A 26,603-nucleotide genomic window follows, 5' to 3' on the forward strand; every position below is an offset into this window, starting at 1 on the left:
TACCCAAGTAACCTCTAGATGCTTGGTTCAGCGAGAATGACTTGGGTACAAACTTAGAGCAGCATGGTCGCTGCAACAAACATTAAGAACACCGCGAATATCTTTTTTAATACCGCAGTTGGAAGGTTAGTTGCGAGCTTCGCACCCACTTTTGTTGTGAGCATCGAGGCCATAGCAATCGCTAATAAAGCGGGAAGATAAACATAGCCAATACTGTATGAAGGTAAGCCTTCCACTTTATAGCCATGTAAGATGAAGCCGATCATACCAGAAATAGCAATCACGCAACCACAAACGGAGGATGAGCCCACCGCTTTACGCATCTCTATCCCATGTTTATTTAAAAATGGTACCGACAGTGAGCCACCACCAATACCAGCAAGGCTTGATACGACACCAATTCCCGTGCCGTAAACTACAGTCACAGGGCTGCTCGGCATAGGTTTACTGCTCGTAACTTTAATGGAACGAAACATTTGTACTGACAGGCAAAGAACAATGACACCAAACACTTTCGGCAAATAGTGTGTAGGGATCCACTCAGCAATATTGGCACCAACAAAGCCACCAATGACCACACCAGGCATCAACCATTTTACGACAAACATATCGACATTGCCGAGCTTAAGGTGATTCATCGCCGATGAGCCAGACGTGACAATAATACTCGCTAACGAAGTGGCTAAGGCCATGTGCATACTCATTTCTGGAGAGATCCCAGCAAGAGGAAGCAAATACAACAAGGCAGGAACAACAATCAAACCACCACCGATACCGAGTAACCCCGCCATCACACCCACAAAAGCGCCTAGCGCCAACAATAACAAAAATAAAGAGACGGTCACGATTTCCTACTTTTTACCTGCACGGATAAAGCCCGCAAAGCCCTGTTGAATGAAGAAGTCATGCATCATTTGATGAATGTCCTCCCCATAGGATTTTGTCATTGCTTGCTCCGCTAATTTTTCTAATTCTTCTTGTTGACTATGACGAATCAAATATTTCACCTTAGCCACGTTGGAGGTGTTCATACTCAAACTGGTATACCCTAACCCAAGTAAGAGAAGAGCGCCAAATGGATCACCCGCTAGCTCACCACAAATACACACGGGCACCTGATATTTATCACACACCTCATGGATTTGCTTAAGCGCTAACAGTACCGCAGGATGCATAGATTCATAGACATCCGCTACGCGCGAATTGTTCCTATCTACCGCTAATAAATACTGAGTTAAATCGTTTGTCCCGACAGAAACAAAATCAACACGGTGAGCAATCGTTGGCAACAGATACACCATCGATGGTACTTCAATCATGACCCCAATTTGTGGGAATTGAATTCTATCATCAAGCAAAACGGCTTCGCTGTGAGCTTGATTAATCAAGCTAATGGCATCGTCTAGCTCTTTTACCCCTGACACCATTGGCAATAAGATACTTAAGTTTCCGCTTTCTGCACTCGCTCTTAACATTGCACGCAGCTGGATCAAGAAAATGTCTGGATGATCCAATGTAAAACGAATGCCACGCCAGCCTAGAAACGGATTATCTTCTTCGATGGGCAAATACGGCAAAGGTTTGTCACCACCAATATCCAAAGTACGCATCACTACTCGTTGATTCGGATAGCTGTTAAGTATTGCTTGGTATTGATGATACTGCTCATCTTCCGACGGAAAGTGATGCTGAAGTAAAAATGCAATCTCAGTTCGGTACAACCCAACACCATCAACACCTGTGTTGATGGCAATATTACTGTCTGCACTGAGTCCCGCATTCAGCATAATTTCGATATGGTGATTATCTTGCGTAACCGCAGGGAGTGCGAGGTCCTTATTTACCATGGCAAACAATTCAGACTCTTCGCTTACTAAGCTGCGATACTCTCGCAACAACTGACGGTTTGGCTCTAAGAAGATCTCACCCGTATAGCCGTCGACTATCCCGAGTTTGCCATTCACCACATCCGGATTAATGTTGGCGCCCATGACTGCAGGGACCCCAAGAGCTCGAGATAAAATGGCAGCGTGAGAGTTTGCGCCTCCCTCTAATGATACGACGGCTAACAAAAACTCTTTAGGTACAGAAGCGAGCAAGGTGGCAGTGAGTTCGTTCGCCACCAAAATAATGGGACGATCAATTGCAGAATTTTCTTGCTCACTGTTGTGCAGAAAATAGAGCAGCCTTTGCCCTAACTCTCGGATATCTTGCGCTCTTTCACGCATGTATACATCCGACATTCTGGCAAATCGATTCGAGTATGACTCTACAACTTGGCGTAACGCCCAGTCTGCCCTATCTCCTTTTTCAATCTGCTTCTTCAAATCACCGCGAAGCATCGGATCATTCAGTAAGTGAGTAAACAGATCGAAGATCGCCAGCGCATCTTTGTTGATTTCACTGTCCAGTTTTTTCCGCATGCGGCGAAAGTCATTTAACGCTCGCTCTATGGCCACCAGTAGTGTCTCGTGCTCGCGTTCCTTATCTAACGTGGACGAAGGGAAAACATCCGATAAACTCGGCTGGGTATTGTCGAACCAAAACTCTCCAATCGCGACACCAGTAGACGCAGGCAAACCTTTTAATACCGTGGGTTTAGATGCTAACTGCCAATGCCCAAGATTCTGCGCATGTGCAATGAGCACCGCTAACTGAGCGGATAAGGTAACAAGAAACGATTCTTCCATTTCACTAAACAAGCGCGGCGTTTTTTGTTGGATCACCAACACACCTAAAACTTGTTTACGATGAATGATTGGAGTAGCTAAAAAAGAGTGGTAAATCTGTTCGCCGAGTTGAGGAAAGAATTTGAACTCGGGGTGTTTTGAGGCTTCGGCAAGGTTAAGGGGTTCAGCGCTTCGTTTTACCAACCCAACCAAGCCTTCATTGAAGTTGATATGAATACTATCACCTTCAAAAATAAGGCCTTGAGTTGCCATTAACTCAAGGCGCTGCATTTCTTCATTAGCAAGATAGATAGTACAGCACTCAGTACTAAGGGCAGCACAAGTCTCTTTCACCAATATATCGAGTGCCAGATGCACATCATCGACCCTGGAGACTTTCTCAACTATTTCCCTTAGCTGACTGAGCATGATTATCCTCTACGTTGCTTTTTTCTTTTCCCTTTCGCTTTTCTCTCTCGAAAAGGCATGGCTAAGGATGCAAATTCTTTCATCGCTCGTCGATAAACATCTCGCTTGAAAGAAACAACTTGCCTAACTGGATACCAGTAACTTACCCAGCGCCAACCATCAAATTCAGGGGATTTTCCGCGTTGCATATTAATGCGAGACTCATCGCATTCTAATCTCAGCAGAAACCATTTCTGTTTTTGGCCGATACAAACAGGCTTGGAGTCCCAACGCACCAATCGCTTTGGTAGCTTATATCTTAACCAATGACGACTTGTTGCAATGATCTTAACGTCTTTTTTCGTTAAACCGACTTCTTCGTATAACTCCCTGAACATGGCTTGTTCAGGGGTTTCACCTTCGTCAATCCCACCTTGTGGAAATTGCCATGAGTGTTGCCCGTATCGTTTAGCCCAGAAGACCTGACCATGGTTATTACATATCACAATACCAACATTAAGTCGGTAACCATCGCCATCTATCACTGGCTAACCTCTATGAATAAATTTTTTATTACCGTGATTTTTCCACATATCCCCATTACTAGCAAACTTACTGATGTGATATGAGCAAGATTTATTACCTTTTCAGCATTTTTGGATATCTTTTAATCAAACCATACCTTATCAACACAAGAGTGAGACATTGCCCACATTTATTCACCTTTTCTGTGAATAACTTTGTGAAGAATTCAATTCAAATGAGTAATTCAGTTCAATCCCATCAAATGAAAAACAAATGAATAAACAAAAAAACAAACATAAAACATTGATAAAAAAGTATTTATTTTTAAAAATAACGATAATTCGATCTTCAATTTCTTGATGATCTTTTCACCAAACTCAGATCGGTCAAAGATCCACCAACAGGCTATTTATCCACACTTACCTGCTATTCGTTTAGATGATTACAACAAAATCAACCCCAAAAATGCATTTTAACCCCTGTTTATTCATACAGACTCCGTCAGGATCTTATCAATACCTCCTCCACCTGTGGATAAGTTATGAATTGATCGTTCTTACACCGCCTCGATGAAATCTTAAACAGTAGATTTGGTCGGAGTTTGATAAACTATATTTTTTGTAATACCACCTTGTAACTATGAAACCAGAACCACAAACAGAAGCAGAGCTATTGGAACGAGCGCATGATATGGCAGGACTCAGTTTTGCTGAGTTGGCCGCCGAAGCGAATATGATTGTTCCTGAAAACTTAAAACGTGATAAAGGTTGGGTGGGTCAATTACTCGAATGGCACTTGGGCGCTCCAGCTGGCAGTAAACCTCAACAAGATTTCGCAAAACTAGGGATCGAGTTGAAAAGTATTCCGATCAGTTACTCTGGCAAACCTTTAGAAACAACCTTTGTTTCTGTGGCTCCCCTCACTGGTGTTCATGGTCTTACATGGGAAACAAGTCATGTTCGAAACAAGCTATCTCGCGTGCTTTGGGTACCCGTAGAAGGAGAACGAGAAATCCCACTCGCTGAAAGACGTGTGGGCAGTCCACTCATTTGGTCACCAGATGAAGAAGAAGAACGGATTTTGCGAAATGACTGGGAAGAGTTAATGGAGATGATCGTCTTGGGAAGATTTGATCAAATTTCCGCCAGACACGGAGAAGCGCTGCATCTTCGCCCTAAAGCCGCAAATGCAAAAGCGCTCACCGAAGCATACAACTCAAATGGTAAGCCGATGAAAACTCTGCCCCGAGGCTTTTACCTTAGAACACAGTTTACTGAACAGATCTTACTCAAGCACTACATTAACACTCAACCAGAATAAAACCATATCAGCTATTTAGTGCGTCACGAGCGATAACTCAATATCGCAGTATGAGGCTGCCTCTTCAGTGCCACATTCGTCATACGCATTGCGCAGCCTTAAATACGCTTTATCGACCCCTAGCCTCAATAGTTCTTCTTTTACTAAGTCTAGAGAGCCAAAATGTATCGGGTCTTCACCGTCTTTAATCGGCTCAAGTTGATGCTTGTACTCCACAGCTAAAAGATAGTCAGAGACATCAGAACACCCAATCACAAATACTTTGGGAGTTTTATAAGTATCTTTATGTGGACCATGTAGCCACATGTCCAATTGATGCTTCTGCATAACATACCTCCTTCACACGATCATTTAAGTGTAGTTAGGCTAACTGTAGCTTTCGAGTTTGCTCTTCCTTTATACGTAAATCATTTGCGATTGCGGCTAAAAATCCCCTATATTGGAATCACTTATTTAGTCGGTAACTCTTCAAGGACGTGATATGCAATACACAAAACTACCGCACTCATCACTTGAGATCAGTAAAATCTGCCTCGGCACTATGACGTTTGGCGAGCAAAACACAGAAAAGGACGCCTTTGAACAGCTCGACTTTGCCCTCGATCATGGGGTGAACTTCATCGATACCGCAGAGATGTACCCTGTACCGCCAAACTCGGAAACACAAGGGCTCACCGAGCAATACATCGGTAATTGGTTAGCAAAAAGCGGCAAAAGAGAGAAAGTAGTACTGGCAACAAAAGTGGCTGGCCCTCGCAATGTTCCTCACATTAGAGACAACATGAGCCTTAATCGTCGCCACATCCATACAGCAATTGATGACAGCCTTAATCGTCTACAAACCGATTATGTCGATTTGTACCAACTACATTGGCCGCAGCGTCAAACCAACTGCTTTGGTCAACTCAACTACCCATACCCTGACAAACAAGAAGAAGTCACGTTAATTGAAACGTTGGAAGCGCTTACTGAATTAGTGAATGCAGGTAAAGTGCGCTATATCGGCGTATCCAACGAGACGCCGTGGGGTGTGATGTCGCTACTGCGTTTGGCAGAAAAACACGATTTGCCAAGAATTGTCTCCATTCAAAACCCATATAACTTATTGAACCGCAGCTTCGAAGTTGGCTTGTCTGAAATCAGCCATTACGAAGGCGTTCAGTTACTTGCCTACTCTCCTTTGGCATTTGGCTGCCTGAGTGGTAAATACCTAAACGGGGCAAAACCTGAAGGCGCTCGATGCACTAAGTGGGAGCGTTTTGCGCGCTACTTCACTCCGCAAGGTGTTAAAGCGACCGAAGCTTACGTCAATTTAGCTCAAGAGCATGGTCTAAACCCTGCACAAATGGCGCTCGCGTTTGTCAATCAGCGTCCATTTGTTGCTTCTAACATTATCGGAGCAACAAACCTAGACCAATTAAAAGCCAATATCGACAGTATTGATTTGCAACTTAGCGACGAGCTACTTACTGAAATTCAAGCAATAGGTACAACTTACTCGAATCCTTGCCCTTAACAGTACCACCTTCAAACGAAAACAGCTGATCTTCAAACGAAAACAGCTGATCTTCAAGATCAGCTGTTTATCCAATGAAGTCATACTTCATATAAAAAGTTAAGCGTGTTGAATGACTCGTTAGCAACTCAGTCAGCCCAACACGCTAACGATTACGTCATTATTCGCGACGTTAAGACTCGACGAAGGTGACGAACTCGACGTTCAACTTTTACTGCATCCGGAACATTGGCACGTGTAGAACGACCATCGCGATCTAAACCAATATCTCTCAATAGATGAACATTCGTCCATGGAATATCATGAGCAGTTCGGCGTATGGTACGCTGCCATTGCTTTTCTTCGCGTTTAAGGTCTGCTTTCAATAGCAAAGTGGCCAATTGTAGGTAAATAGAGTGACGCATAATATTTTCTCCGATTATCGATGTATTCGACTGGGAAAAAATAGTGCGTAAAATGAACAGAAATATTCTGTTGATACTAAGCCGCTACTTTCCCGCAGCCTAGTAATAAATATGATAGGTTACGGATTAATTTTTATCTTGTGAGCCAGTGGTATTGGTATCATCCGATTTAAGGGTTATCGGAGCGATAGGCATACGATCAGCGCAAGCAGTGGTGTTAACAACGTAATGTTTCATCTTGCGCCTCCTAGCTAAAAATTAATCCGTTTATGAAAGGTATAACTCACTGAGTTACGGTTAAATTGTAAGCTTTGATGAATATATATCAAACATTTTTTGCCTTTTTGATTAAAAACAAATCAATACACCGCAATTTAGTTTCATATACTTTTATGTATAACATATTCACCTGAGGAATATATATATTTGCGAATTTTATAAATCGAACCAAACAAAAAATAAAAAGAGCGGCTCTGTGGCCACTCTCTTTTATTGTATTTATTCGCCTATTTGACACAGGGAAAGGCCAACTACATGGCTTGTTCGGAAATCAAGTTATGTTTATTAAGTAGTCGATACATGGTTGCACGCGAAACTCCGAGCTCTTTCGCCGCATTTGAAACTTGACCAGAATGAGATTCCAAAACAACTAGCAACGCATCACGTTCACTCTTCTCACGGATTGATTTCAAGCTGCGCTTTGAGTCATTACGTTGAGGTAAATCTAAGTGATGCTCTTCAATCATTACGCTGTCGGACATTAATACCGCTCGCTTCACTTGGTTCATCAGCTCACGCACATTTCCAGGCCAGAAATAACGTGTCAGTGCCTTGAATGCATCCTCAGAAAAGCTTTTTGCTTGCGAGTTGTACTCTTTTGAGAACTCTTGTAAGTAGAAACGAGCCAGCAATGCGATGTCACTCGCACGTTCTTTCAAGCTAGGGACATTGATGCGCAGAACGTTGATGTAATGGTAAAGCTCTTCATTGAAGTCACCGTCAATCAAAGCTTTTTCAACATCTGACGAGTTAGCAGCAAGAATACGCACGTTAACCGCTTTTACACCATCTTTGGTATCAATGGTGCCTTCTTGCAAGAATCTCAGCAGATTCATTTGCTGCTCTTTTGAAATGGTAAGAATGTCGTTAAACAACACGGTGCCGCCATCTGCTTGTTCAAGCAGGCATGCTTCCATATCTTCATCGGCGTTAATACCAAATACTTCAGCTTGGAAACGTTGTTCATTGAGTGCGCGACAGTTAATTGCCATAAACGGTTTATGAGAGCGTGAAGAGACTTTATGGATGGCCCTAGCAACCGCCTCTTTACCAGTCCCACTTTCCCCAGAAATCAGAATACTGACGTCCGTTGGACCAATGCGCTTCACTTGATCGCGTAAACGTTTCATCGGGATAGATTCACCGATCAAACCCATATCTAAACTGCTACCAAAACTAGGCCAAACTTTTTTCTCCAACTTAAGCATGCCAAGCTGGTGACCTATTGTGCTTAATAACTGTGCATCTGGGATCGGCGCTGTGAAAAAGTCGATACAAAAGTTAACAATGAACTGGCATATGGTGTCAGTGCCAAGCTGAGATTCACGAATAAACGCTAACCAACGTACGTGTTTGTGAGAGCTGACTAAGTTCGCCAAACCATTCAAGCTGAACTCGTCATGGCTGAGATCAACAATACCGATACATGGACCAATATCTTCTAACAGCGTATTAGCTTTGCGTAAGTCACCTACTTGATGACACTTCCAGCCCACTTGCTCCAGTACCGATAACCAAGGCTCATAAGTACCGCCAACTACCACAAGCGATCCCGGGATGGAATCCATCTTAAACTGCCCAGCCATTCTCTAACCCTTTTTCATTGTTAATAGAAATTTTGTGCCACAAACTTATCTTTGCGAGCGGGTAACATTATCGAGACTCCGCCCCCTCACGTCTGTCTCAGTATTAAGACTATGCAATAGATTGAGATTTGGCGAATGTTTATTTGCATATCCCATTAAAAGGCAAGTGCAACAACTTGAATTACCTTAACTAAAAGGCAAAAAAAAACCACCCGAAGGTGGTTTTTTTACTCATCCTATCGAATTACGCTTGCGGGCGCATTGCAGGGAATAAGATCACGTCACGGATAGTGTGCGTGTTAGTCAGTAGCATAACCAAACGGTCGATACCGATACCTTGGCCTGCTGTTGGCGGTAGGCCGTGCTCTAGAGCAGTGATGTAGTCTGCATCGTAGAACATTGCTTCGTCGTCACCAGACTCTTTCGCTTCAACCTGTGCTTTAAAGCGTGCATCTTGGTCTTCAGCATCGTTAAGCTCTGAGAAACCGTTCGCTACTTCACGGCCACCGATAAAGAACTCAAAGCGGTCTGTAAAGAACGGGTTATCGTCGCTACGACGAGCCAACGGAGAAATATCTGCTGGGTAACCAGTGATGAACGTAGGCTGCATTAGCTTAGGTTCTGCTGTTTCACCAAAGATCTCTTCAAGAAGCTGACCACATGTCCAGAAAGGTTCTACTTCAACGTGAACAGATTTCGCGATAGAAACCATTAGATCACGGTTTTGTAGGTCTTCTTCTGTTAGCGCTTGGATTTGCGCGTGGTCTGGGTTGTAGTGCTTGATTGCTTCGAACATGCTCATACGAGTGTAAGTACCACCAAACTCAACCGTTTCATCACCGTAAGGCATTGACGTTGAACCTAGAACTTCTTGCGCCACTGAGCTTAGTAGTTCTTCAGTTAGGTCCATCAGATCTTTGTAGTCTGCGTACGCCATGTAGAATTCCATCATTGTGAATTCTGGGTTGTGGCGTGGAGAAAGGCCTTCGTTACGGAAGTTACGGTTGATTTCGAATACGCGATCAAAACCACCAACAACTAGACGCTTCAGGTATAGCTCTGGCGCGATACGTAGGTACATTGGCATGTCTAGTGCGTTGTGGTGCGTGATAAATGGACGCGCACTCGCACCGCCAGGGATAACGTGCATCATTGGCGTTTCAACTTCCATGAACTGCTTAGAGATCATGAAGTTGCGGATTGCAGACATTACTTTAGAACGTACTACAAACGCTTGACGAGAGTCTTCGTTAACGATCAGGTCAACGTAACGTTGGCGGTAACGCATCTCTTGGTCAGTTAGACCGTGGAACTTCTCTGGAAGTGGACGTAGTGCTTTGGTTAGCAACTCGTACTCTTCCATGTTCACGTATAGGTCACCTTTACCAGACTTATGAAGTGCACCTTTAACACCGATGATGTCACCGATATCTAGACCTTGGTATTTTTCTTTAAGTACTTTTTGAACCGCTTTGTCAGCATAAGCTTGGATACGGCCAGAAGTTTCTTGAATTACCAAGAATGGACCACGTTTAGCCATGATACGGCCTGCGATTGCTACTACGTGGTTAAGCTCTTCTAGCTCTTCCTTCGTCTTTTCACCGAACTCTTTCTGAAGGTCGCCCGCTAGTGCGTCACGACGGAAGTCGTTTGGATGGCCGTTCGCTTTGCAGCTCTTTCGGATTGCATCCAGTTTAGCGCGGCGTTCAGCAATCAGCTTATTTTCTTCTAGTACAGTTTCGTTTTGAACAGCATCAGTCATTTTCGATGTATCCTGTTTTTGTCGGTGAAAAGCTTTATAGACCTGATTTCAGGCTAGCTTCAATAAATTTGTCCAGATCGCCATCAAGAACCGCTTGAGTATTACGGTTTTCAATGCCCGTACGGAGGTCCTTAATACGTGAGTCATCCAATACGTAAGAACGGATCTGGCTACCCCAGCCAATGTCAGACTTAGCGTCTTCATTAGCTTGTTTTTCCGCATTTTGCTTTTGCAATTCAAGCTCAAATAGCTTCGCTCGAAGCTGTTTCATTGCCTGATCTTTGTTCTTATGTTGAGAACGGTCATTCTGACACTGAACCACTGTGTTCGTAGGTACGTGCGTAATACGTACCGCAGATTCTGTGGTGTTTACGTGCTGACCACCTGCGCCTGACGCACGGTAAACGTCAATACGTAGGTCGGAAGGATTAATGTCGATGTCGATGTTTTCATCAATCTCTGGATAGATGAACGCAGAAGCAAATGACGTATGGCGACGACCGCCTGAATCGAACGGAGATTTACGAACAAGACGATGAACGCCCGTTTCAGTACGTAACCAACCGTACGCATATTCACCAGAGATGCGAACTGTTGCCGACTTAAGACCCGCGACTTCACCTTCAGAGACTTCAATCACTTCAGCTTTGAAGCCCTTCGCTTCTGCCCAACGTAGGTACATACGCAGCAGCATGTTAGTCCAGTCTTGTGCTTCTGTACCACCAGAGCCAGCTTGCAAATCGATGTAACAATCAGAGCTATCGTGGTCGCCAGAGAACATACGACGGAATTCAAGCTTTTCTAGCTTCTCTTCCAACTCAGCAAGTTCTGGTTCAATTTCGTCAAATGTTTCTTGATCTTCTTCTTCTACAGCCAGCTCAAGAAGACCTTCTACATCTTCCACACCTTGCTCTAGTTGATCAATGGTTTCAACAACCGCTTCTAGTGATGCACGCTCTTTACCCAGTGCTTGCGCACGCTCAGGTTCGTTCCATACATCTGGTTGTTCAAGTTCTGCGTTGACTTCTTCTAGACGCTCTTTCTTCGCGTCATAGTCAAAGATACCCCCTCAGGACATTTGTGCGCTGAGACACGTCCTGCAGACGGTTTTTAATTGGATTGATTTCAAACATGTTTACTCAACATTTTAGAATAGAATTTAACCGAGAAATTCTACTGAAAAATGTGACCGAGATACAGGAAAATTTCGGATGAGAAATCAGATTGCGGTGAGAGAGAGCACGGTCATAAAATTTTACACCCACTTAGGGGCAACCGTACTCTATAAGAAAGGTTAATCTAGGTATTACTTAGCTTCGATATGATCGATCATCAATTGCAATGATTGATTACCACGAAATTCATTCACATCCAGCTTATACGCGAGACGTACTGTTTTAACCGATGCATCTGGCCATCGGCGTAGATCAACATTGAATGCAATGCCGTCGATCATCACATTGGTAGGGTGACCTTTATAAAGCGGCTCTAACATCAATTTAAGATGCTTCTCACCCACCAGCTTTTGATGCAGTACTTTAAACTCACCATCAAAGATTGGCTCTGGGAAAGCTTGTCCAAAAGGGCCACCCGATCGCAGCTGTTCAGCAACATGCATAGAGAACTCTTCCGGCTTAAGTTCACCATCTGACATGATCACGCCTTTTAGCGCCGCTTCATCGAGTTCCTTTTTTACCACTTCATCAAACAAACGACTGAAACGCTCAAAATCCTGCTCTTTAATCGTTAAGCCTGCTGCCATGGCGTGTCCACCAAACTTGATGATCAAACCCGGGTTTTGTGTGTCGATGAAATCCAACGCATCGCGCATGTGTAGCCCCGGAATAGAACGACACGAGCCTTTAATCGTCCCTTCTCCGCCATCAGCAAATGCAATGACTGGACGGTGAAACTTCTCTTTAATGCGCGAAGCCAAAATACCAATCACACCTTGGTGCCAATCACGTTGGAATAAGGCTAAGCCATAAGGAAGCTCATTGCCTTCACCAAACTGAAGGCGCTCACAGAAAGCCATCGCTTCTTGCTTCATGCCTTCTTCAATCTCTTTACGAGTTTGGTTCAAGCCATCCAATTCACTTGCCATGCGACGAGCAGCGTGGATGTTGTTACACATCAGCAGTTCAACACCGAAAGACATGTCATCAAGACGGCCTGCTGCGTTAATACGTGGACCTAAAGCAAAGCCAAAGTCAGACGCAACTAAACGACGCGCATCGCGCTTCGCGACCTCAATTAACGCTTGGATACCGGGACGCGCTTTGCCCGCACGAATACGTTGCAAGCCTTGGTGTACAAGAATGCGGTTGTTTTCATCCAATGGAACGACGTCGGCGACGGTACCCAGTGCAACAAGGTCAATCAGTTCCATCAACTTGGGCTCTTGCATCTCCTGTTCTGCAAACCAATTGTGTTTTCGCATATGAACGCATAGTGCCATCATGAGATAAAACGCGACCCCCACCCCCGCAAGCGCTTTAGATGGAAAGCTACAGCTCTCAAGGTTTGGGTTCACCATTGCATCCACATCAGGCAACACTTGTCCTGGCAAGTGGTGATCGGTAACGAGCACGGTAATGCCATTTTCTTTTGCGTAACGCACACCTTCGATTGATGAGACGCCGTTATCCACCGTCATGATCATCTCAGCGCCAAGCTCTAAGGCTTGGTCAACGACTTCTGGACTTAACCCATAACCGTCTTCAAAACGATTTGGCACTAAGTAATCCACATTGTGACTACCAAGCATACGCAGCGCGAGTACTGATAATGCTGAGCTTGTCGCACCATCAGCGTCAAAATCACCGACAACGATGATGCGTTTTTGTTCTTTTATCGCCTGAAACAAAAGATCGACAGCTTGCTCAATCCCCCCGAGTTTTTGATATGAATGCAACCCACGGGCCGACGTTTCTAATTGTGAAAGATCCGTTATCCCACGGTTGATGTAGATACGTTTAAGAATCGGAGGAATGGAATCAGGAAGAAGGGAAAGATCTGGTTCAGGACGTCGTTGAATTTCTATCATGCTTGAAAGAGCCGACAACTTTGCCGGCTCTGCTCCTAAAGGATTATAGTTGCTTTAAACGTTTCAATAGCTCTGCAGGTGGTAGGTAGCCACCAACCATTTCGCCATTCGGTAAGAAGATTGCTGGCGTACCAGAAATACCCAATTGACGACCTAGATTGTAATGCGCCTGGATGGTTTCTTTACACTGTTTTAAGTCTTTCGCAGGGTTATCAAATGTACGATTCACTTTCGCGTTGTGCATTGCCGACGCCGGATCTTCAGCACACCAAATCGTTGCCATTTGCTCTGCCACAGGGCCAGTTGCACCTTGGCGAGGGTAAGCCATGTAACGCACTGTGATACCTAGATCATTATAGCCTTGCATTTGGCTATGCAGACGCACACAGTAACCACAGGTGATATCAGTGAATACGGTCACAACGTACTTTTCATCGTCGGCTTTGTATTCGATCATGCTATCGGAGAACTGCGCAATTTTCTCGGCGTTAAGCGGCGCTTGACGCTCTGCTATGACATCTTTGTAACTGCCATCATCATTAATGGCATAAAGCGTACCGGCGATAAAGTGGCTACCATCATTTGAAGCAAACAGGATCCCGCCATTGGTTTGAATTTCCAATAAGCCAGCGACGTCTGATGGTTGAATATCAACGATAGATAAACCAAGCTTTGAGAACTTAGTTTTTAATGCTGCTTCATCAAAGCCGCTTTGTGCAGCTGGCGCTACTTGTTGCGCAGGAGTCTCCGTTTGAGCCTGACTTTCTTCTGCACCACAAGCGGTAACAAAAAATGGTAAAGTCAGCAGAGTTAGTCGGCGTAATACGCTCATGAAATTCACCTTAATGTAAAATCGTTTTTCCAAGAAGACATGGATGAATCTAACCATTGTTACGCTCTTGGGTGGTGTTGACTGTGGATCTGCTTCAATCGTTCAGTCGCCACGTGAGTATAAATTTGCGTGGTCGATAAGTCACTATGTCCTAAAAGCATCTGTACGACCCTGAGATCTGCGCCATAGTTCAATAAATGCGTGGCAAAGGCATGACGCAGTACGTGCGGCGACAGCTGATCAGTATCAATCCCTGCTATCAAAGCATAGTACTTAATACGGTGCCAAAACGTCTGACGAGTCATTTGCCTTGCGCGTTTACTAGGAAAAACAATATCAGATGATGTATCACCAAGTAACGCAGGGCGCCCTTGTTGAATGAACGTCTCGATCCAATCGACCGCATTTTCCCCCATAGGAACCAGGCGTTCTTTACCACCTTTACCAGTCACGCGCACCACCCCTTGGCGCAAGCTAACATTTTCCATGGTCAAACTGACGAGCTCTGTCACACGCAATCCTGTTGCGTAGAGTAGCTCTAGCATCGCTTTATCGCGCAATTCTATAGGGTCATTCGGGTCTGGCGCTTCGAGCAACGCGTCCACTTGTTCTTCACTAATATCTTTGGGTAAACGTTGTGGCAGTTTAGGACTAACCAAGAGCGCACTCGGGTCATCAGCGCGCACCTTCTCACGATGCAGGTATTGGAATAAACGGCGAATCGCCGACAACATACGCGCACGAGACGTCTGTTTGTAATCTAAATCTACAAGGTGGCTTTGATATTCTTGCAAGCCAGACAAACTGATAAAATCAAGACGGTATCGATGTTTCTCCATCCACACGAGCAGCTTCATTAAATCGTTTCGGTAGGAAGCCAACGTGTTCTCTGATAGGCCACGCTCCATCCACATCGCATCTAAGAATTGCTCAACAAGCGAAAAGTCTTGTTGATTGACAGGCTGTTGTGCCGTCATGAATGCTTCCTTATCTGTTTATATTTACAGTATTTAGATTAAAGCACCTGTCAATCCAATACCATAAAAAATCATCCCACATAGGATATTCGCTGCAATCTTCCTCAATTTATGGTTAGAATCTTCCACAACAGCAACACAAATAACGACGAATATAATGAAAATCGGACTCTTTTACGGCTCAACGACCTGCTACACCGAAATGGCAGCAGAGAAAATTCGTACCCTTATTGGTGAAGACCTTGTCGACATTCACAATGTGAAAGAGACACCGTTATCACTAATGGCGGACTACGACTTATTACTCCTTGGCATCTCAACTTGGGATTTTGGTGAAATTCAAGAAGATTGGAACGCGATTTGGCAAGACATCGCGACCACGCCACTGAAAGGCAAAGTTGTAGCGCTGTTTGGTCTGGGTGACCAAGAAGGTTACGGAGAGTGGTATTTAGATGCGATGGGCTTACTTCACGATGAATTGCAAGCCACAGGCGCAACCTTTATCGGTTACTGGCCAAATGAAGGCTACGAATTTGAAGCATCGAAAGCATTGATCGAAGATGGCAGCAAGTTTGTTGGACTTGCGTTAGATGAAGACTCACAGTACGAACTGAGTGATGAACGCATCGAAAAATGGTGTGAACAAGTTCTTGTGGAATTCCACGACACGCTTTAATAGCGCAAACACGTCATCATTAAAAAGTAAAAAGCCCGATGAAGTAATTCATCGGGCTTTTTATTATCTTGATAACGCGAAGTGATTACGCGGTTTCTTGTGCTAGCTCTGGGCGAGGTTTCGCGATGAAGAACATGCACACGATAGCCGCAAATGTTGGAAGCACCCAACCCATGCCGACTTCGAATAGTGGCAACATGTTAAACGCAGAAACATCAATACCCGATACTTTTGCCGCATCAACCAACGCAAACAGTAGAGATACAAGCAGTACTGCACGGTAAGCAAAGCGTGGATTCGGCAGTTTGCTGCGCACAAATGTTAGTGCAACCAACGCAATCGCCACAGGGTACAGCGCAAACAATACTGGCACTGACAGAGAAATCAGCTGCGCAAGACCAACGTTTGCAACCAATGCACAAACAGAACCATTAATCAGTACCCATTGCTTGTATGACAGTGGTGTTTTCGAGCTGAAGAAATCTGAACACGCAGAAATCAAGCCAATCGCGGTTGTCAGACACGCTAGCAATACGATGACAGACAGAACGATTTGACCGTATGGACCAAACAACGCTTGAACGTATTGGCTAAGCACTAGGCCGCCATTATCAGCACCAGCAGCAACAGTTGCACTCGTCGCACCTAAGTAAAATAGTGAGATGTAAACAAACGCAAGACCAGCAGCAGCAATACAACCTGCATAGATCAGATATTTAGTAGTAGCAGAGCGCTCAGTAATGCCTTTGCCGCGCAGTGCATCAACCATCAGCATACCAAACATCAATGACGCGAACGTATCCATTGTGTTGTAGCCTTCTAAGAAGCCTTTGGTCAGAGGCTGCGTTAGGTATTCACCGTGCGCGCCAATCATATCGCCCTGAGGATCAAGGAAGACAGCGACAGCAAGAATGATCAAACCAACGAACAATGCTGGTGTCAGTACTTTACCGATAAGATCGATCAAACGGCCTTGGAACCATGAGAACATCATCGCTGCGATAAAGAAGATCACTGAGAACGCTGTCAGATGCGTTTGTGACGCCTCAAGGAAGAAAGGTTTCACCGCCATCTCGTAAGCCACTAGGCCAGTACGAGGCGCTGCAAACGCAGGACCAATGATGATGAAAATCAGTGCAGCCATAAGAACTGCCGCTTTTTTCGGAAGATCTTGCGTCAAGTGATCCCAAGAACCACCAGCAACAGCAATAGCAACGATAGTAATAAGAGGTAGACCTACCGCTGTTAGCAAGAAACCAAACATAGCTGGCATTAAGTTTTCACCCGCTAACTGACCCGCTAGAGGTGGAAAGATAATATTGCCCGCACCTAAAAAGAACGCAAATAGCATAAAGCCTACTGCGATAATATCTGTTAGTTTTAACGTCTGCTTCACAGATAACCCTTGTCTTTTAATTAATGAATGTTGTGTATGCGTAGACCACTTTTTGTATACCTAAAGTCAATAAGTACACGTGGTTCAATCTATAAAATTTTCGCCGCATAATGACGAAAGACTCATCATTTGGCAACCTTTAAGAAAAAAACACCATATTAATTTAGTTTTCAAACTTAAAAGCAGTGGATATAACCAGATCCAAATAACAGACCAGTTCTTTATCTCGATCAATTAACAATACAATTTAATAACCAACAAAACAACAATCTATACAATTAATAAACAATAGAGCAATCTACTTAATTATTGAGCAAATATAAAACAATCATGAAGAACAAAAAACTGAAAACTAAAGGCTTCAATTTTAAGCAATTTTGTATTGAGGGCGGCGAGAGTGGTATGCCAGTCAGCACAGATGGGGTAATGCTTGGTGCTTGGATTCAAAGCCCTAACGACGCTAAAATTCTCGATATTGGGACTGGCACTGGCCTGCTTGCCCTGATGTGTGCTCAACGCTTTACGGAAGCTGAAATAACCGCGGTCGATATCGAATTAACAGCCGTTGCTGCCGCGCAAAAAAATACGGCCCAGTCTCCTTGGTCAGATCGTGTAAGTGTGCATCACACCGACATACTGCACTTTACGCCGACACATCCATTCCAACGCATCATTTGTAACCCGCCCTACTTCAACAGCGGCGAGCAATCGAAACACAGTCAACGTGCAACCGCGAGGCACACAGATACGCTAGGCCATAACGTATTGCTGCAGCGTTGCTATCATTTGCTTGATGACGAAGGGAGAGCTAGTTTTGTGTTGCCAATCACCGAAGGCGAGCAGTTCATTGAGCTAGCATTAAACCAAGGTTGGTATCTATCGAGGATCTGTCGTGTGCAACCATCAGAAAAGAAACCAGTACACCGATTGTTATTTGAACTGTCAAAACGACCTTGCGATTCGCAAACGTCACATTTAGTTATCCGTTCAAATGACCGCTATAGTGATGATTTCATCCAGTTAACTCGCGAGTTTTATCTTAAGATGTGAAATAACATGTGATCCTTATCACCAATCACTTTATAATGTGCGACCTTTTTGTATTCTATGCTGTTGTGGCGAACCATTAACCAAGCTTTGCTTGTGGAGAACTCATTGTGATCAGAACCTTTGCTGAACTTGATCTAGACCAAAACCTACTTGAAGCCATTGAAGAGATGGGTTACGAACGCCCAACAAAAATTCAGGCAGAAGCGATTCCACAAGCGTTGGACGGTCGTGACATTCTAGCGTCAGCGCCAACAGGAACTGGTAAAACGGCCGCCTTCGTCCTGCCAGCATTGCAATACTTGCAAGACTTCCCTCGTCGTAAGCCTGGGCCTGCGCGTATTTTGATCCTAACGCCTACTCGCGAACTGGCGATGCAAATTGCCGATCAAGCACGTGCTTTGGCAAAAAATACCAAACTCAACATTTTCACCATCACTGGTGGTGTTCAGTACCAAGAGCACGCCGACATCCTTGCAACAACGCAAGACATTGTGGTTGCGACACCTGGCCGTTTAAAAGAATACATTGATGCAGAACGTTTTGATTGTCGTGCAATCGAATGGTTAATCCTTGATGAAGCAGACCGTATGCTAGATATGGGTTTTGCTCCTACTGTCGATCGCCTATCTAACGAATGTCGCTGGCGTAAGCAAACCCTTCTGTTCTCAGCAACGTTAGAAGGGAAAGGCGTAGAAGGCTTTACCGCTGATCTGTTGAATGATCCAGCAGAGATCGATGCAAAATCACCTCTGCGTGAGCGTAAGAAAATTGCTCAGTGGTATCACCGAGCTGATGATGCTGAACACAAACTAGAATTACTAAAACACATTATTACTCAGCAAGCTGAGCGCACTATCGTCTTTTTAAAGACTCGTGAGCGTTTGGCTGAGCTACGAGCGCAGCTTGAAAGTGCACAGATTCCATGTTCTTGGATTCAAGGTGAAATGCCGCAAGATCGTCGTAATAATGCGATTTCTCGCTTCCGCGATGGAACTGTGAACGTGCTGCTCGCGACGGACGTTGCTGCGCGTGGTATCGATCTTCCGGATGTATCACACGTTATCAACTACGACATGCCGCGCACGGCTGATGTTTACCTTCACCGTATCGGCCGTACGGCTCGCGCAGGTAAGAAAGGTAACGCTATCTCAATCGTAGAAGCACACGACCAACCAATGATGGATCGCGTTGCACGTTACGTGAAAGAAGACATCAAAGAGCGTTTCGTGAAAGAGATGCGTCCTAAACACAAAAAGCCTGTGTTTAAGAAGAAAAAGAAAAAAGACGACAAGAAAAAAGTAGCGAAAAAGAAAACCGCTAAGAAGAAGTAACCTTGTTGGGGCGAAGTAGCTCAAGCTAGAAAATAACAAAGGGTTGGCAATGCCAACCCTTTTTCGTTTGTGCTGATAGAGATTAACGTCGATTACGTCTAAATCAGCTTTATTTTTGCTCTTCGCGTTTAAATACTAACTCTGTTGGCGTCGATTCATCTTCCACAAAGTAGTAACCCGCCGTATCAAACTTAGTCAGGTCTGCCACGCTCTCAACACGGTTTTCAATGATGTAACGCGCCATCATACCGCGCGCTTTCTTCGCGTAAAAACTGATGACCTTGTATTGACCATTCTTACAATCTTTGAATACTGGCGTGATCACTTGCGCATCTAAATTCTTTGGCTTAACCGCTTTAAAGTATTCATTTGATGCAAGGTTGATAAGGACATTATCGCCTTGAGCAGAAATCGCTTCGTTAAGCTTGTCCGTAATAACATTGCCCCAAAACTGGTACAAGTTCGTACCCTTGTCGTTTGCAAGCTTGGTACCCATTTCAAGGCGGTATGGCTGCATCAAATCAAGTGGTTTTAGTAAACCATAAAGACCCGATAGCATACGCAGATGATCTTGAGCATATTCGAAGTCCGCTTCAGATAAACTTTCGGCGTCTAGCCCTGTGTAAACGTCACCTTTAAATGCAAGAATGGCTTGTCGTGAGTTTTCAGTGGTAAACGTTTCACTCCACTCTTGGAATCGGCCCACATTTAAATCGGCAATCTTGTCGCTCACTTTCATTAAAGAGGCAACATCAGCAGGAGTCAGTTTGCGGCAAACATCGATAAGCTCTTTTGAGTATTCGACCAACTCAGGTTGAGTAAATTTTTCTGTCGCTAACGGAGACTCGTAATCAAGAGTCTTCGCTGGAGAAACTACGATAAGCATGAATTTCCCTTCTCTAATTTTGTTTTTAATAGGGTACAAAAAAAGCCATGCATTGTCTGCATGGCTTTTTACATCGTACTAATAGCTTTCAACTATGAGTGATAGCTCACTTAGTCTTTTTTATCGTTGTACCAAATGCCTTCTTCAAGCTGAGATTTCAGCTCTGGGAAATCATTCGCATCAAATGTTGGCACTTTGCCTTCACCAAGCTGGCGATTGTAATCTTTGGCCAGTTTAATCACGATGCCAGATAGCAAGATGATCGCCACCAAGTTGACTATCGCCATCAGACCCATAGAGACATCAGCAAGCGACCATACGACTGGTAACGAAGCTAGTGCACCAAACATCACCATACCAAGAACAATAACGCGGAAAATGCTTAAGCCCGCTTTATGATTGTGCTCTAGGAAGATTAAGTTCGTTTCAGCATACGAGTAGTTTGCAATGATTGAAGTAAACGCAAAGAAGAAGATTGCCACAGCAACAAAGATGCCGCCCCAATCGCCAACTTGTGAGCTCAATGCACGCTGAGTTAGCTCGATACCCGTCACTTCTGTTGCTTGACCGACATACTCACCAGACATCAGGATGATAGCCACTGTTGCAGAACAGATAACGATCGTATCCATGAACACGCCTAGCATCTGTACGTAACCTTGAGACGCTGGGTGTGGTGGGTAAGGTGTTGCTGAAGCTGCCGCGTTAGGTGCAGAACCCATACCTGCTTCATTCGAGAATAGACCGCGCTTGATACCGTTAATCATTGCCTGTGCAATTGCGTAGCCAAGACCACCTGCTGCTGCTTCTTGCAGACCAAATGCACTCTTAAAGATAAGCATCAATACATCAGGTAATTTCTCTAGGTTAGAGAACATGATGAACAGCGCTAGGGCTAGATAAAGTAGTGCCATGATCGGAACGATCATCTCAGCAACTCTTGCGATACGCTTGATGCCACCGAAAATAACAATTGCAGACAGTAAAACAACGGCAATACCGACATACAGGTTATTCCAACCAAATGCGTTGCTCATTGCATTGGCAATTGAGTTAGCTTGTACGGCGTTGAATACCAAACCAAAAGCGATGATTAGGAAAACTGAGAACAACACGCCCATCCAACGCATGCCCAGGCCTTTTTCCATGTAGTAGGCAGGGCCACCACGGTAGTTGCCATCATCATCTTTGGTTTTGTATAGCTGCGCCAGTGTGCTCTCAGCAAACGATGTTGCCATACCAAGCATTGCAATCAGCCACATCCAGAAGATCGCACCAGGACCACCCGCAGTCAATGCAACTGCAACGCCCGCCATGTTACCTGTACCAACACGTGCAGCAAGACTAGTACAAAGCGCTTGGAAAGAGGAAATACCAGCTTTGTCTGCTTTACGGCTGTTCTTAAGAACAGAGAACATGTGGCCGAAATGGCGGAACTGAATGAACCCTAATCGAACGGTGAAGTAAATACCAACACCAACAAGAAGATAAACCAGAATCGAGCCCCAGAGGAGATCGTTCATCAAATTGATTAAGTCTGTCATGTGTACCTCAAAGTGAGTTGCGCCAGTCTATGCGTCCTAGCCATCCACCAAATTGCCTGCTAAGTGTCAAAGTGTGCTTAGCTTTTTAAGTAATGTTTATGGGCAATCTAGAATCGTAAACGTCGCTTCATGCATCCATTTTACGTACCAGCGTATTTTTTGACGGGCGGATAATGCAACCTAGGAGCGTAAAAATCAATATGCAACAATAAGAATAACATTGTTATTTTTCACTATAAAGTCACCAAAAAATAACATAAATAGAAGACTTAACACTCAAACTGCGCAACATTTCAATTACCAAACACCAACATAAATAATTATTCCTCATTAAATAGAATGGTAAACCGTATAAACAAGAACAAGCTAGTATTCACAAGGTGTTACATAAATTTACGCTAGTGACTTACCATCTAATTGAACACTATTTCATCAAACTGATTTTATGCAACTTTAACCTTTGCGCAGTGCACCCATTCATCAAATCGAATTAACATAGAAAATCTCTCTATTTAATCGTTTTCTTGAGATCGTTTGTGCATTTTTTATCCACATCGTTGCAATAAAAAGTGTGATTTTGAGAATATTTTTGCACGAAAATGTCATGCTACCGACACAAATGCGAAATATATCATGGTTATTCTCACGGCTATTGTGGTACTTAAAAAACTCCACAAGGACTGGTTACAACAGTTTAGCTTAAGAAAGGTAAAGGTGGCTTATGGAAGGCTTTCAACTAGATGACATTTTTAATCTGGATACTACCTCAACAACCAAATCTCGTGCCAAACCAGTAAAGCGAAAGTGGCGTGAAATAGAAGAGATGAACGACAGACGCAATTTGCTTAAAGAGCTGCGCGAACTTGATGTCTGTACCGATTATAACTTGGAAGACATTAAACTCTAATTCAAACAAAAGGCACCTTACGGGTGCCTTTTGTTTTTTGTTTACAGTGACCGTAAACACCGTGAGTTTATGTACCAAGGTTTAAGTATGAATACCATTATTACTCAATGAGAATCTTCCGTACTTTTTGCCGAGAAATATGCACACTAAATTTTCGGTTGATTCCCAATAAATAAGAAATGTATCTCACAAACCCGAGAGACGGCTTTCGCTCGCTCAGGTTTCATCACTCAGGCTTAAACATACTCAGTATCACTTTGACGAACACGTTCGGCCAACTGCTTATAACGATCAGCAATCGTGTCACCAAACACAGGATCATCCTCACTGACGCTCCATAAGCTCTCGACATGCTGCCAATCTTCTGTGGTAAATAACTCTTCAATGAGAGGCAAAATTTTTCGCTCTTCTAGCTCCAAGTGGTGCCTTTGCGATTCTATGAAATCTTCTAGGTGAGCGACAAACATGTCTTGTGGCACAACAGCATCCTGAAGGATCATCTCTATCACGGATGAAAACTCTCTGGTTTTACTCGCTAACTCTAGATGTTCTTTCTCTAAATTTTCCATGGTTTGTTGCTTACCATAGTGTTCAAGAAAGTGGTGATAGAGGATATCTTCTTTCGGGTGGTGTACTTTCTCCGAATGATTAGAGAGGTAATCAACAATCTCGCTTACTAACGCATAGTTGATTACACGTTCTTTTTTTATCTCATTAAGCTTATGGCGCAGTATCGCCAACAGACGAACCATATAACCATGTTCGCGTCGAATTCTTTCGATCATCATAGCGTCTCTCCTTAACACCTACTTTTAGTAAGTGTACATGAGAAATTTACTATCAGCCTCGAGCGTGCTCAAAAAAACAGCGATCATAGCATCCATGATCGCTGTCTCTTCATTTATACCGTTAATGGCAAATGCCAGTTAATTGGTGCTTTTTCTTGTGATGTAAGTAACTGGTTTGCTTGAGAGAAATGCTTACAACCGAAAAAGCCTCGATGTGCAGAGAGTGGCGATGGGTGTGGGGCAGCTAACACATGGTGCTTGTTGCGATCGATAAAGCGCCCTTTTTTCTGCGCGTGTGACCCCCACAGCAAGAACACTACACCTTCTTGATGCTGATTAATGGCTTCAATCACTCGATCAGTAAACGTTTCCCAACCTGTCTTTGAATGTGAATGCGCTTTACCTTGCTCCACCGTTAATACGGTATTGAGTAGCAACACCCCTTGTTCAGCCCAGCTTTGTAGAAAGCCATGTTGAGGAATTTGGAAACCCTCAATATCCTGCGCCAGTTCTTTGTACATATTCACCAAAGATGGTGGCGTTTTAATGCCAGGAAGTACAGAGAAACACAGGCCATGCGCCTGATTTGGGCCGTGGTATGGGTCTTGTCCTAGAATCACGACCTTAACGTCTTTGAACTCGGTAAAACGAAACGCGTTAAAGACATCTTTTGCGGGAGGAAAAATAGCTTTGCCTGCGGCGCGTTCGGCTTCAACAAAATTCAAGGTGTCTACAAAGTAGCTCTGCTTTTTCTCTTCGCCGATCACATCGTGCCAAGTGGGTGACTGATTCATGGAAAGTTCCTGTCCTAAATTTTGCTTCTATTCTAACGAGCGAAACTCAAACAAACAAAAACTTACCACGAACTTGAGACAAGTAATAAAAGACTAATGCTTCTGTGGCGTTCGAAAATGCCCCTGTCCGGTAATGTGACGATTAGGCATCGGTAAGCGAAGCACACGACGAGTGTAAGTATAAGGAGTAAAAGAGAATGGTCGAGACATGTTGGCATCCTTCTTTGCTAATTCAGAGATTGATGTTCAATGACTAAGAAAGAAAGGTGCCAACTTTGTGGTTACGCCATTAACTGTCAATGGCCGCTAAATGGAATTGACGCAACGTGTTGATCTCTTGCTGCCAAATATCTGGATCAATTGTTTCTAAAATCAGAGGGATACCATCAAAACGAGGGTCTTTCGCGATGTACTCAAAGCAATCCCACCCGATCTCTCCTTTACCAAGAGAATGGTGGCGATCTACTTTGCTGGCAAACTCTACTTTTGAATCATTTAGATGCATTGCTCTTAAATAGTGCATACCTACGATACGGTCGAACTCTGCAAAGGTGCGCTCGCAATCTTCTTTTGTACGTAAGTCATAACCAGCCGTAAAGGTATGGCAGGTATCAATACAAACGCCGACACGATCTTTATCTTCCACTTGCTCGATGATTTCAGCAAGGTGCTCAAACTTCCAGCCTAAGTTAGTGCCTTGACCTGCCGTATTCTCGATAATAGCGATCACATTCGGCACCGCTTTATGCGCAAGATTGATCGACTCGGCGATCGTCGCGAGGCACTCCTGTTCAGAGACTTTCTTTAGGTGACTACCCGGATGGAAGTTAAGCAAAGTCAGCCCCAACTGATTACAACGCTCCATTTCATCAATAAATGCCGCGCGGGATTTATTCAGCTTTTCTTCTTCCGGCGCACCCAAGTTAATCAGATAAGAATCATGGGGAAGAATATGCTCTGCTCCGAAACCCAGCATTTTACAGTTCGCTTTAAACGCACTGATGGTTTTTGCTTCTAAAGGCTTCGCCACCCACTGGCGTTGGTTTTTTGTAAATAGTGCGAAGGCATTCGCGCCAATTTCACGAGCTCTCAACGGAGCTTGATCGACCCCACCAGCAGCAGAGACATGTGCACCAATGAGTTTATTCCCAAGCTTGTTTTTCATGTTTGTCATTTAATCACTTTAGACTTTCAGTATTGCTACCTAAATACAGATAGTTGCGTTAACCAGTTTAAACTTTAATCTCAATTTGTAGTAAATTTACAACAAAATCAGTTATTAAATATTTTTTATATTATCAAATAAATTGTAATTAGTTTGTTTTCAAAGGTTTTATTGATTTAACTCAATAAAATCACCTTAATAAAAATAATGTTTTTGGTTGTTTTTTGACTTAAATCAATATTAAAATAGTGGATATTAGCTATATAATACTCAGCTCAACGAAAATTCGAAAATTAACACCAATAATCACCACGTAAGTGGTCTAGGAGATAGTGATGATCCAAGGTATCCAAATTACAAAAGCGGCAAACGACGACCTACTAAACTCTATCTGGCTATTAGATAGCGAAAAAAATGAAGCTCGCTGTGTTGCTGCAACTGCTGGCTACGAAGCAGACCAAGTTATCGCAATCAGCGACCTAGGTGAATACGAAAGCCGTGAAGTTGCAATCGAAACTGCTCCTCGTATCGAAGGCGGCCAACACCTAAACGTGAACGTGCTTAAACGCGAAACACTAGAAGATGCAGTTGCACACCCAGAGAAATACCCACAACTAACTATTCGTGTTTCTGGTTACGCAGTACGTTTTAACTCGCTAACTCCAGAGCAACAACGTGATGTAATCGCTCGTACTTTTACTGAGACTCTATAATCTCTCAGTAAACTAGCTCGCTAGAATTT

The 26,603-nt window shown here is 43.9% G+C and carries 24 protein-coding genes; 7 read left to right on the top strand and 17 right to left on the bottom strand.

The window, feature by feature from the left end:
- Positions 1 to 53: 53 nt before the first annotated feature.
- The 3 genes from R7Q09_RS18795 to rppH are packed head-to-tail and all read right to left on the bottom strand — an operon-like array spanning position 54 to position 3,622.
- Entirely contained in the window at positions 54 to 845 is a 792-nt protein-coding gene (locus tag R7Q09_RS18795; protein ID WP_005385965.1) for a sulfite exporter TauE/SafE family protein, read from the bottom strand.
- Positions 846 to 851: 6 nt separating this feature from the next.
- A complete protein-coding gene (gene ptsP / locus R7Q09_RS18800; RefSeq protein WP_005385966.1) occupies positions 852 to 3,098 on the bottom strand; it encodes a phosphoenolpyruvate--protein phosphotransferase in 2,247 nt (748 codons plus the stop codon).
- 2 nt (positions 3,099 to 3,100) lie between these two features.
- A complete protein-coding gene (gene rppH / locus R7Q09_RS18805; protein WP_005381953.1) occupies positions 3,101 to 3,622 on the bottom strand; it encodes an RNA pyrophosphohydrolase in 522 nt (173 codons plus the stop codon).
- A gap of 619 nt (positions 3,623 to 4,241) precedes the next feature.
- Between rppH and mutH the strand changes: the two genes are divergently transcribed.
- Entirely contained in the window at positions 4,242 to 4,922 is a 681-nt protein-coding gene (gene mutH / locus R7Q09_RS18810; protein ID WP_017821501.1) for a DNA mismatch repair endonuclease MutH, read from the top strand.
- 15 nt (positions 4,923 to 4,937) lie between these two features.
- Here the strand turns inward: mutH and R7Q09_RS18815 are convergent, their stop codons facing one another.
- Positions 4,938 to 5,249: a DUF6482 family protein gene (locus R7Q09_RS18815; protein WP_005381772.1), complete on the bottom strand. Its 312-nt coding sequence runs from the start codon at positions 5,247 to 5,249 to the stop codon at positions 4,938 to 4,940.
- Between the two features lie 154 nt (positions 5,250 to 5,403).
- On the opposite strand from R7Q09_RS18815, the gene R7Q09_RS18820 reads away from it, so the two are divergent.
- Positions 5,404 to 6,438, top strand: a complete 1,035-nt coding sequence (locus R7Q09_RS18820; RefSeq protein WP_005381774.1) for an NADP(H)-dependent aldo-keto reductase — start codon at positions 5,404 to 5,406, stop codon at positions 6,436 to 6,438.
- 152 nt (positions 6,439 to 6,590) lie between these two features.
- Here R7Q09_RS18820 and R7Q09_RS18825 read toward each other — a convergent pair whose 3' ends face one another.
- The 7 genes from R7Q09_RS18825 to xerD all read right to left on the bottom strand — a co-directional run bounded on the left by R7Q09_RS18825 (position 6,591) and on the right by xerD (position 15,324).
- The gene (locus R7Q09_RS18825; protein ID WP_005381776.1) at positions 6,591 to 6,842 is read right to left on the bottom strand and encodes a hypothetical protein; all 252 of its coding nucleotides are present in this window, start codon (positions 6,840 to 6,842) and stop codon (positions 6,591 to 6,593) included.
- A 530-nt stretch (positions 6,843 to 7,372) separates the two neighbouring features.
- A complete protein-coding gene (gene vpsR, locus R7Q09_RS18830) occupies positions 7,373 to 8,707 on the bottom strand; it encodes a cyclic-di-GMP-binding transcriptional regulator VpsR (RefSeq protein WP_017635067.1) in 1,335 nt (444 codons plus the stop codon).
- Between the two features lie 244 nt (positions 8,708 to 8,951).
- Positions 8,952 to 10,469: a lysine--tRNA ligase gene (gene lysS, locus R7Q09_RS18835; RefSeq protein ID WP_005382861.1), complete on the bottom strand. Its 1,518-nt coding sequence runs from the start codon at positions 10,467 to 10,469 to the stop codon at positions 8,952 to 8,954.
- 34 nt (positions 10,470 to 10,503) lie between these two features.
- Positions 10,504 to 11,602 (bottom strand): peptide chain release factor 2 gene (gene prfB / locus R7Q09_RS18840; protein WP_100068604.1). Its coding sequence is split into 2 segments (ribosomal slippage): positions 10,504 to 11,526 and positions 11,528 to 11,602, totalling 1,098 coding nucleotides; the frame shifts between segments, so codons are not numbered across the junction.
- Positions 11,603 to 11,775: 173 nt separating this feature from the next.
- Positions 11,776 to 13,515 carry a single-stranded-DNA-specific exonuclease RecJ gene (gene recJ / locus R7Q09_RS18845; protein ID WP_239932249.1) on the bottom strand — a complete coding sequence of 580 codons (1,740 nt, stop codon included), beginning with the start codon at positions 13,513 to 13,515 and terminating at the stop codon, positions 11,776 to 11,778.
- Positions 13,516 to 13,558: 43 nt separating this feature from the next.
- Positions 13,559 to 14,347 carry a bifunctional protein-disulfide isomerase/oxidoreductase DsbC gene (gene dsbC / locus R7Q09_RS18850; RefSeq protein ID WP_005381786.1) on the bottom strand — a complete coding sequence of 263 codons (789 nt, stop codon included), beginning with the start codon at positions 14,345 to 14,347 and terminating at the stop codon, positions 13,559 to 13,561.
- Positions 14,348 to 14,406: 59 nt separating this feature from the next.
- Positions 14,407 to 15,324 (bottom strand): site-specific tyrosine recombinase XerD, encoded by a 918-nt coding sequence (xerD, locus tag R7Q09_RS18855; protein WP_005381788.1) that lies wholly within the window; start codon positions 15,322 to 15,324, stop codon positions 14,407 to 14,409.
- Between the two features lie 157 nt (positions 15,325 to 15,481).
- Here xerD and fldB point away from each other — a divergent pair, with 157 nt between their 5' ends.
- Positions 15,482 to 16,000, top strand: coding sequence for a flavodoxin FldB (gene fldB, locus R7Q09_RS18860; RefSeq protein ID WP_005381790.1), 519 nt, complete (start codon positions 15,482 to 15,484; stop codon positions 15,998 to 16,000).
- An 85-nt stretch (positions 16,001 to 16,085) separates the two neighbouring features.
- Here fldB and brnQ read toward each other — a convergent pair whose 3' ends face one another.
- Positions 16,086 to 17,396 (bottom strand): branched-chain amino acid transport system II carrier protein, encoded by a 1,311-nt coding sequence (brnQ, locus tag R7Q09_RS18865; RefSeq protein WP_005381792.1) that lies wholly within the window; start codon positions 17,394 to 17,396, stop codon positions 16,086 to 16,088.
- 330 nt (positions 17,397 to 17,726) lie between these two features.
- On the opposite strand from brnQ, the gene R7Q09_RS18870 reads away from it, so the two are divergent.
- Positions 17,727 to 18,446: a tRNA1(Val) (adenine(37)-N6)-methyltransferase gene (locus R7Q09_RS18870; protein WP_213972911.1), complete on the top strand. Its 720-nt coding sequence runs from the start codon at positions 17,727 to 17,729 to the stop codon at positions 18,444 to 18,446.
- 107 nt (positions 18,447 to 18,553) lie between these two features.
- A complete protein-coding gene (gene srmB / locus R7Q09_RS18875) occupies positions 18,554 to 19,777 on the top strand; it encodes an ATP-dependent RNA helicase SrmB (RefSeq protein WP_005381797.1) in 1,224 nt (407 codons plus the stop codon).
- A gap of 109 nt (positions 19,778 to 19,886) precedes the next feature.
- Here the strand turns inward: srmB and yaaA are convergent, their stop codons facing one another.
- Both yaaA and R7Q09_RS18885 read right to left on the bottom strand, forming a co-directional pair.
- Positions 19,887 to 20,663, bottom strand: coding sequence for a peroxide stress protein YaaA (gene yaaA, locus R7Q09_RS18880; protein WP_005382848.1), 777 nt, complete (start codon positions 20,661 to 20,663; stop codon positions 19,887 to 19,889).
- A gap of 110 nt (positions 20,664 to 20,773) precedes the next feature.
- Positions 20,774 to 22,207 carry an alanine/glycine:cation symporter family protein gene (locus R7Q09_RS18885; protein ID WP_005381800.1) on the bottom strand — a complete coding sequence of 478 codons (1,434 nt, stop codon included), beginning with the start codon at positions 22,205 to 22,207 and terminating at the stop codon, positions 20,774 to 20,776.
- 721 nt (positions 22,208 to 22,928) lie between these two features.
- Between R7Q09_RS18885 and R7Q09_RS18890 the strand changes: the two genes are divergently transcribed.
- Positions 22,929 to 23,114 carry a DUF3545 family protein gene (locus R7Q09_RS18890; protein WP_005381805.1) on the top strand — a complete coding sequence of 62 codons (186 nt, stop codon included), beginning with the start codon at positions 22,929 to 22,931 and terminating at the stop codon, positions 23,112 to 23,114.
- A gap of 236 nt (positions 23,115 to 23,350) precedes the next feature.
- Here R7Q09_RS18890 and R7Q09_RS18895 read toward each other — a convergent pair whose 3' ends face one another.
- From R7Q09_RS18895 to nfo, 3 genes are all read right to left on the bottom strand, one after another.
- The gene (locus tag R7Q09_RS18895) at positions 23,351 to 23,902 is read right to left on the bottom strand and encodes a hemerythrin domain-containing protein (protein ID WP_005381807.1); all 552 of its coding nucleotides are present in this window, start codon (positions 23,900 to 23,902) and stop codon (positions 23,351 to 23,353) included.
- Positions 23,903 to 24,015: 113 nt separating this feature from the next.
- On the bottom strand, positions 24,016 to 24,696 hold the full coding sequence (gene ung / locus R7Q09_RS18900) for a uracil-DNA glycosylase (RefSeq protein WP_005382846.1): 681 nt from the start codon (positions 24,694 to 24,696) through the stop codon (positions 24,016 to 24,018).
- Between the two features lie 289 nt (positions 24,697 to 24,985).
- Positions 24,986 to 25,870: a deoxyribonuclease IV gene (nfo, locus tag R7Q09_RS18905; RefSeq protein ID WP_213903627.1), complete on the bottom strand. Its 885-nt coding sequence runs from the start codon at positions 25,868 to 25,870 to the stop codon at positions 24,986 to 24,988.
- A gap of 326 nt (positions 25,871 to 26,196) precedes the next feature.
- Here nfo and grcA point away from each other — a divergent pair, with 326 nt between their 5' ends.
- Positions 26,197 to 26,574: an autonomous glycyl radical cofactor GrcA gene (grcA, locus tag R7Q09_RS18910; protein ID WP_005381814.1), complete on the top strand. Its 378-nt coding sequence runs from the start codon at positions 26,197 to 26,199 to the stop codon at positions 26,572 to 26,574.
- The last annotated feature ends 29 nt before the right edge of the window (positions 26,575 to 26,603 follow it).

The organism is Vibrio sp. 2130-1 (assembly GCF_033339515.1).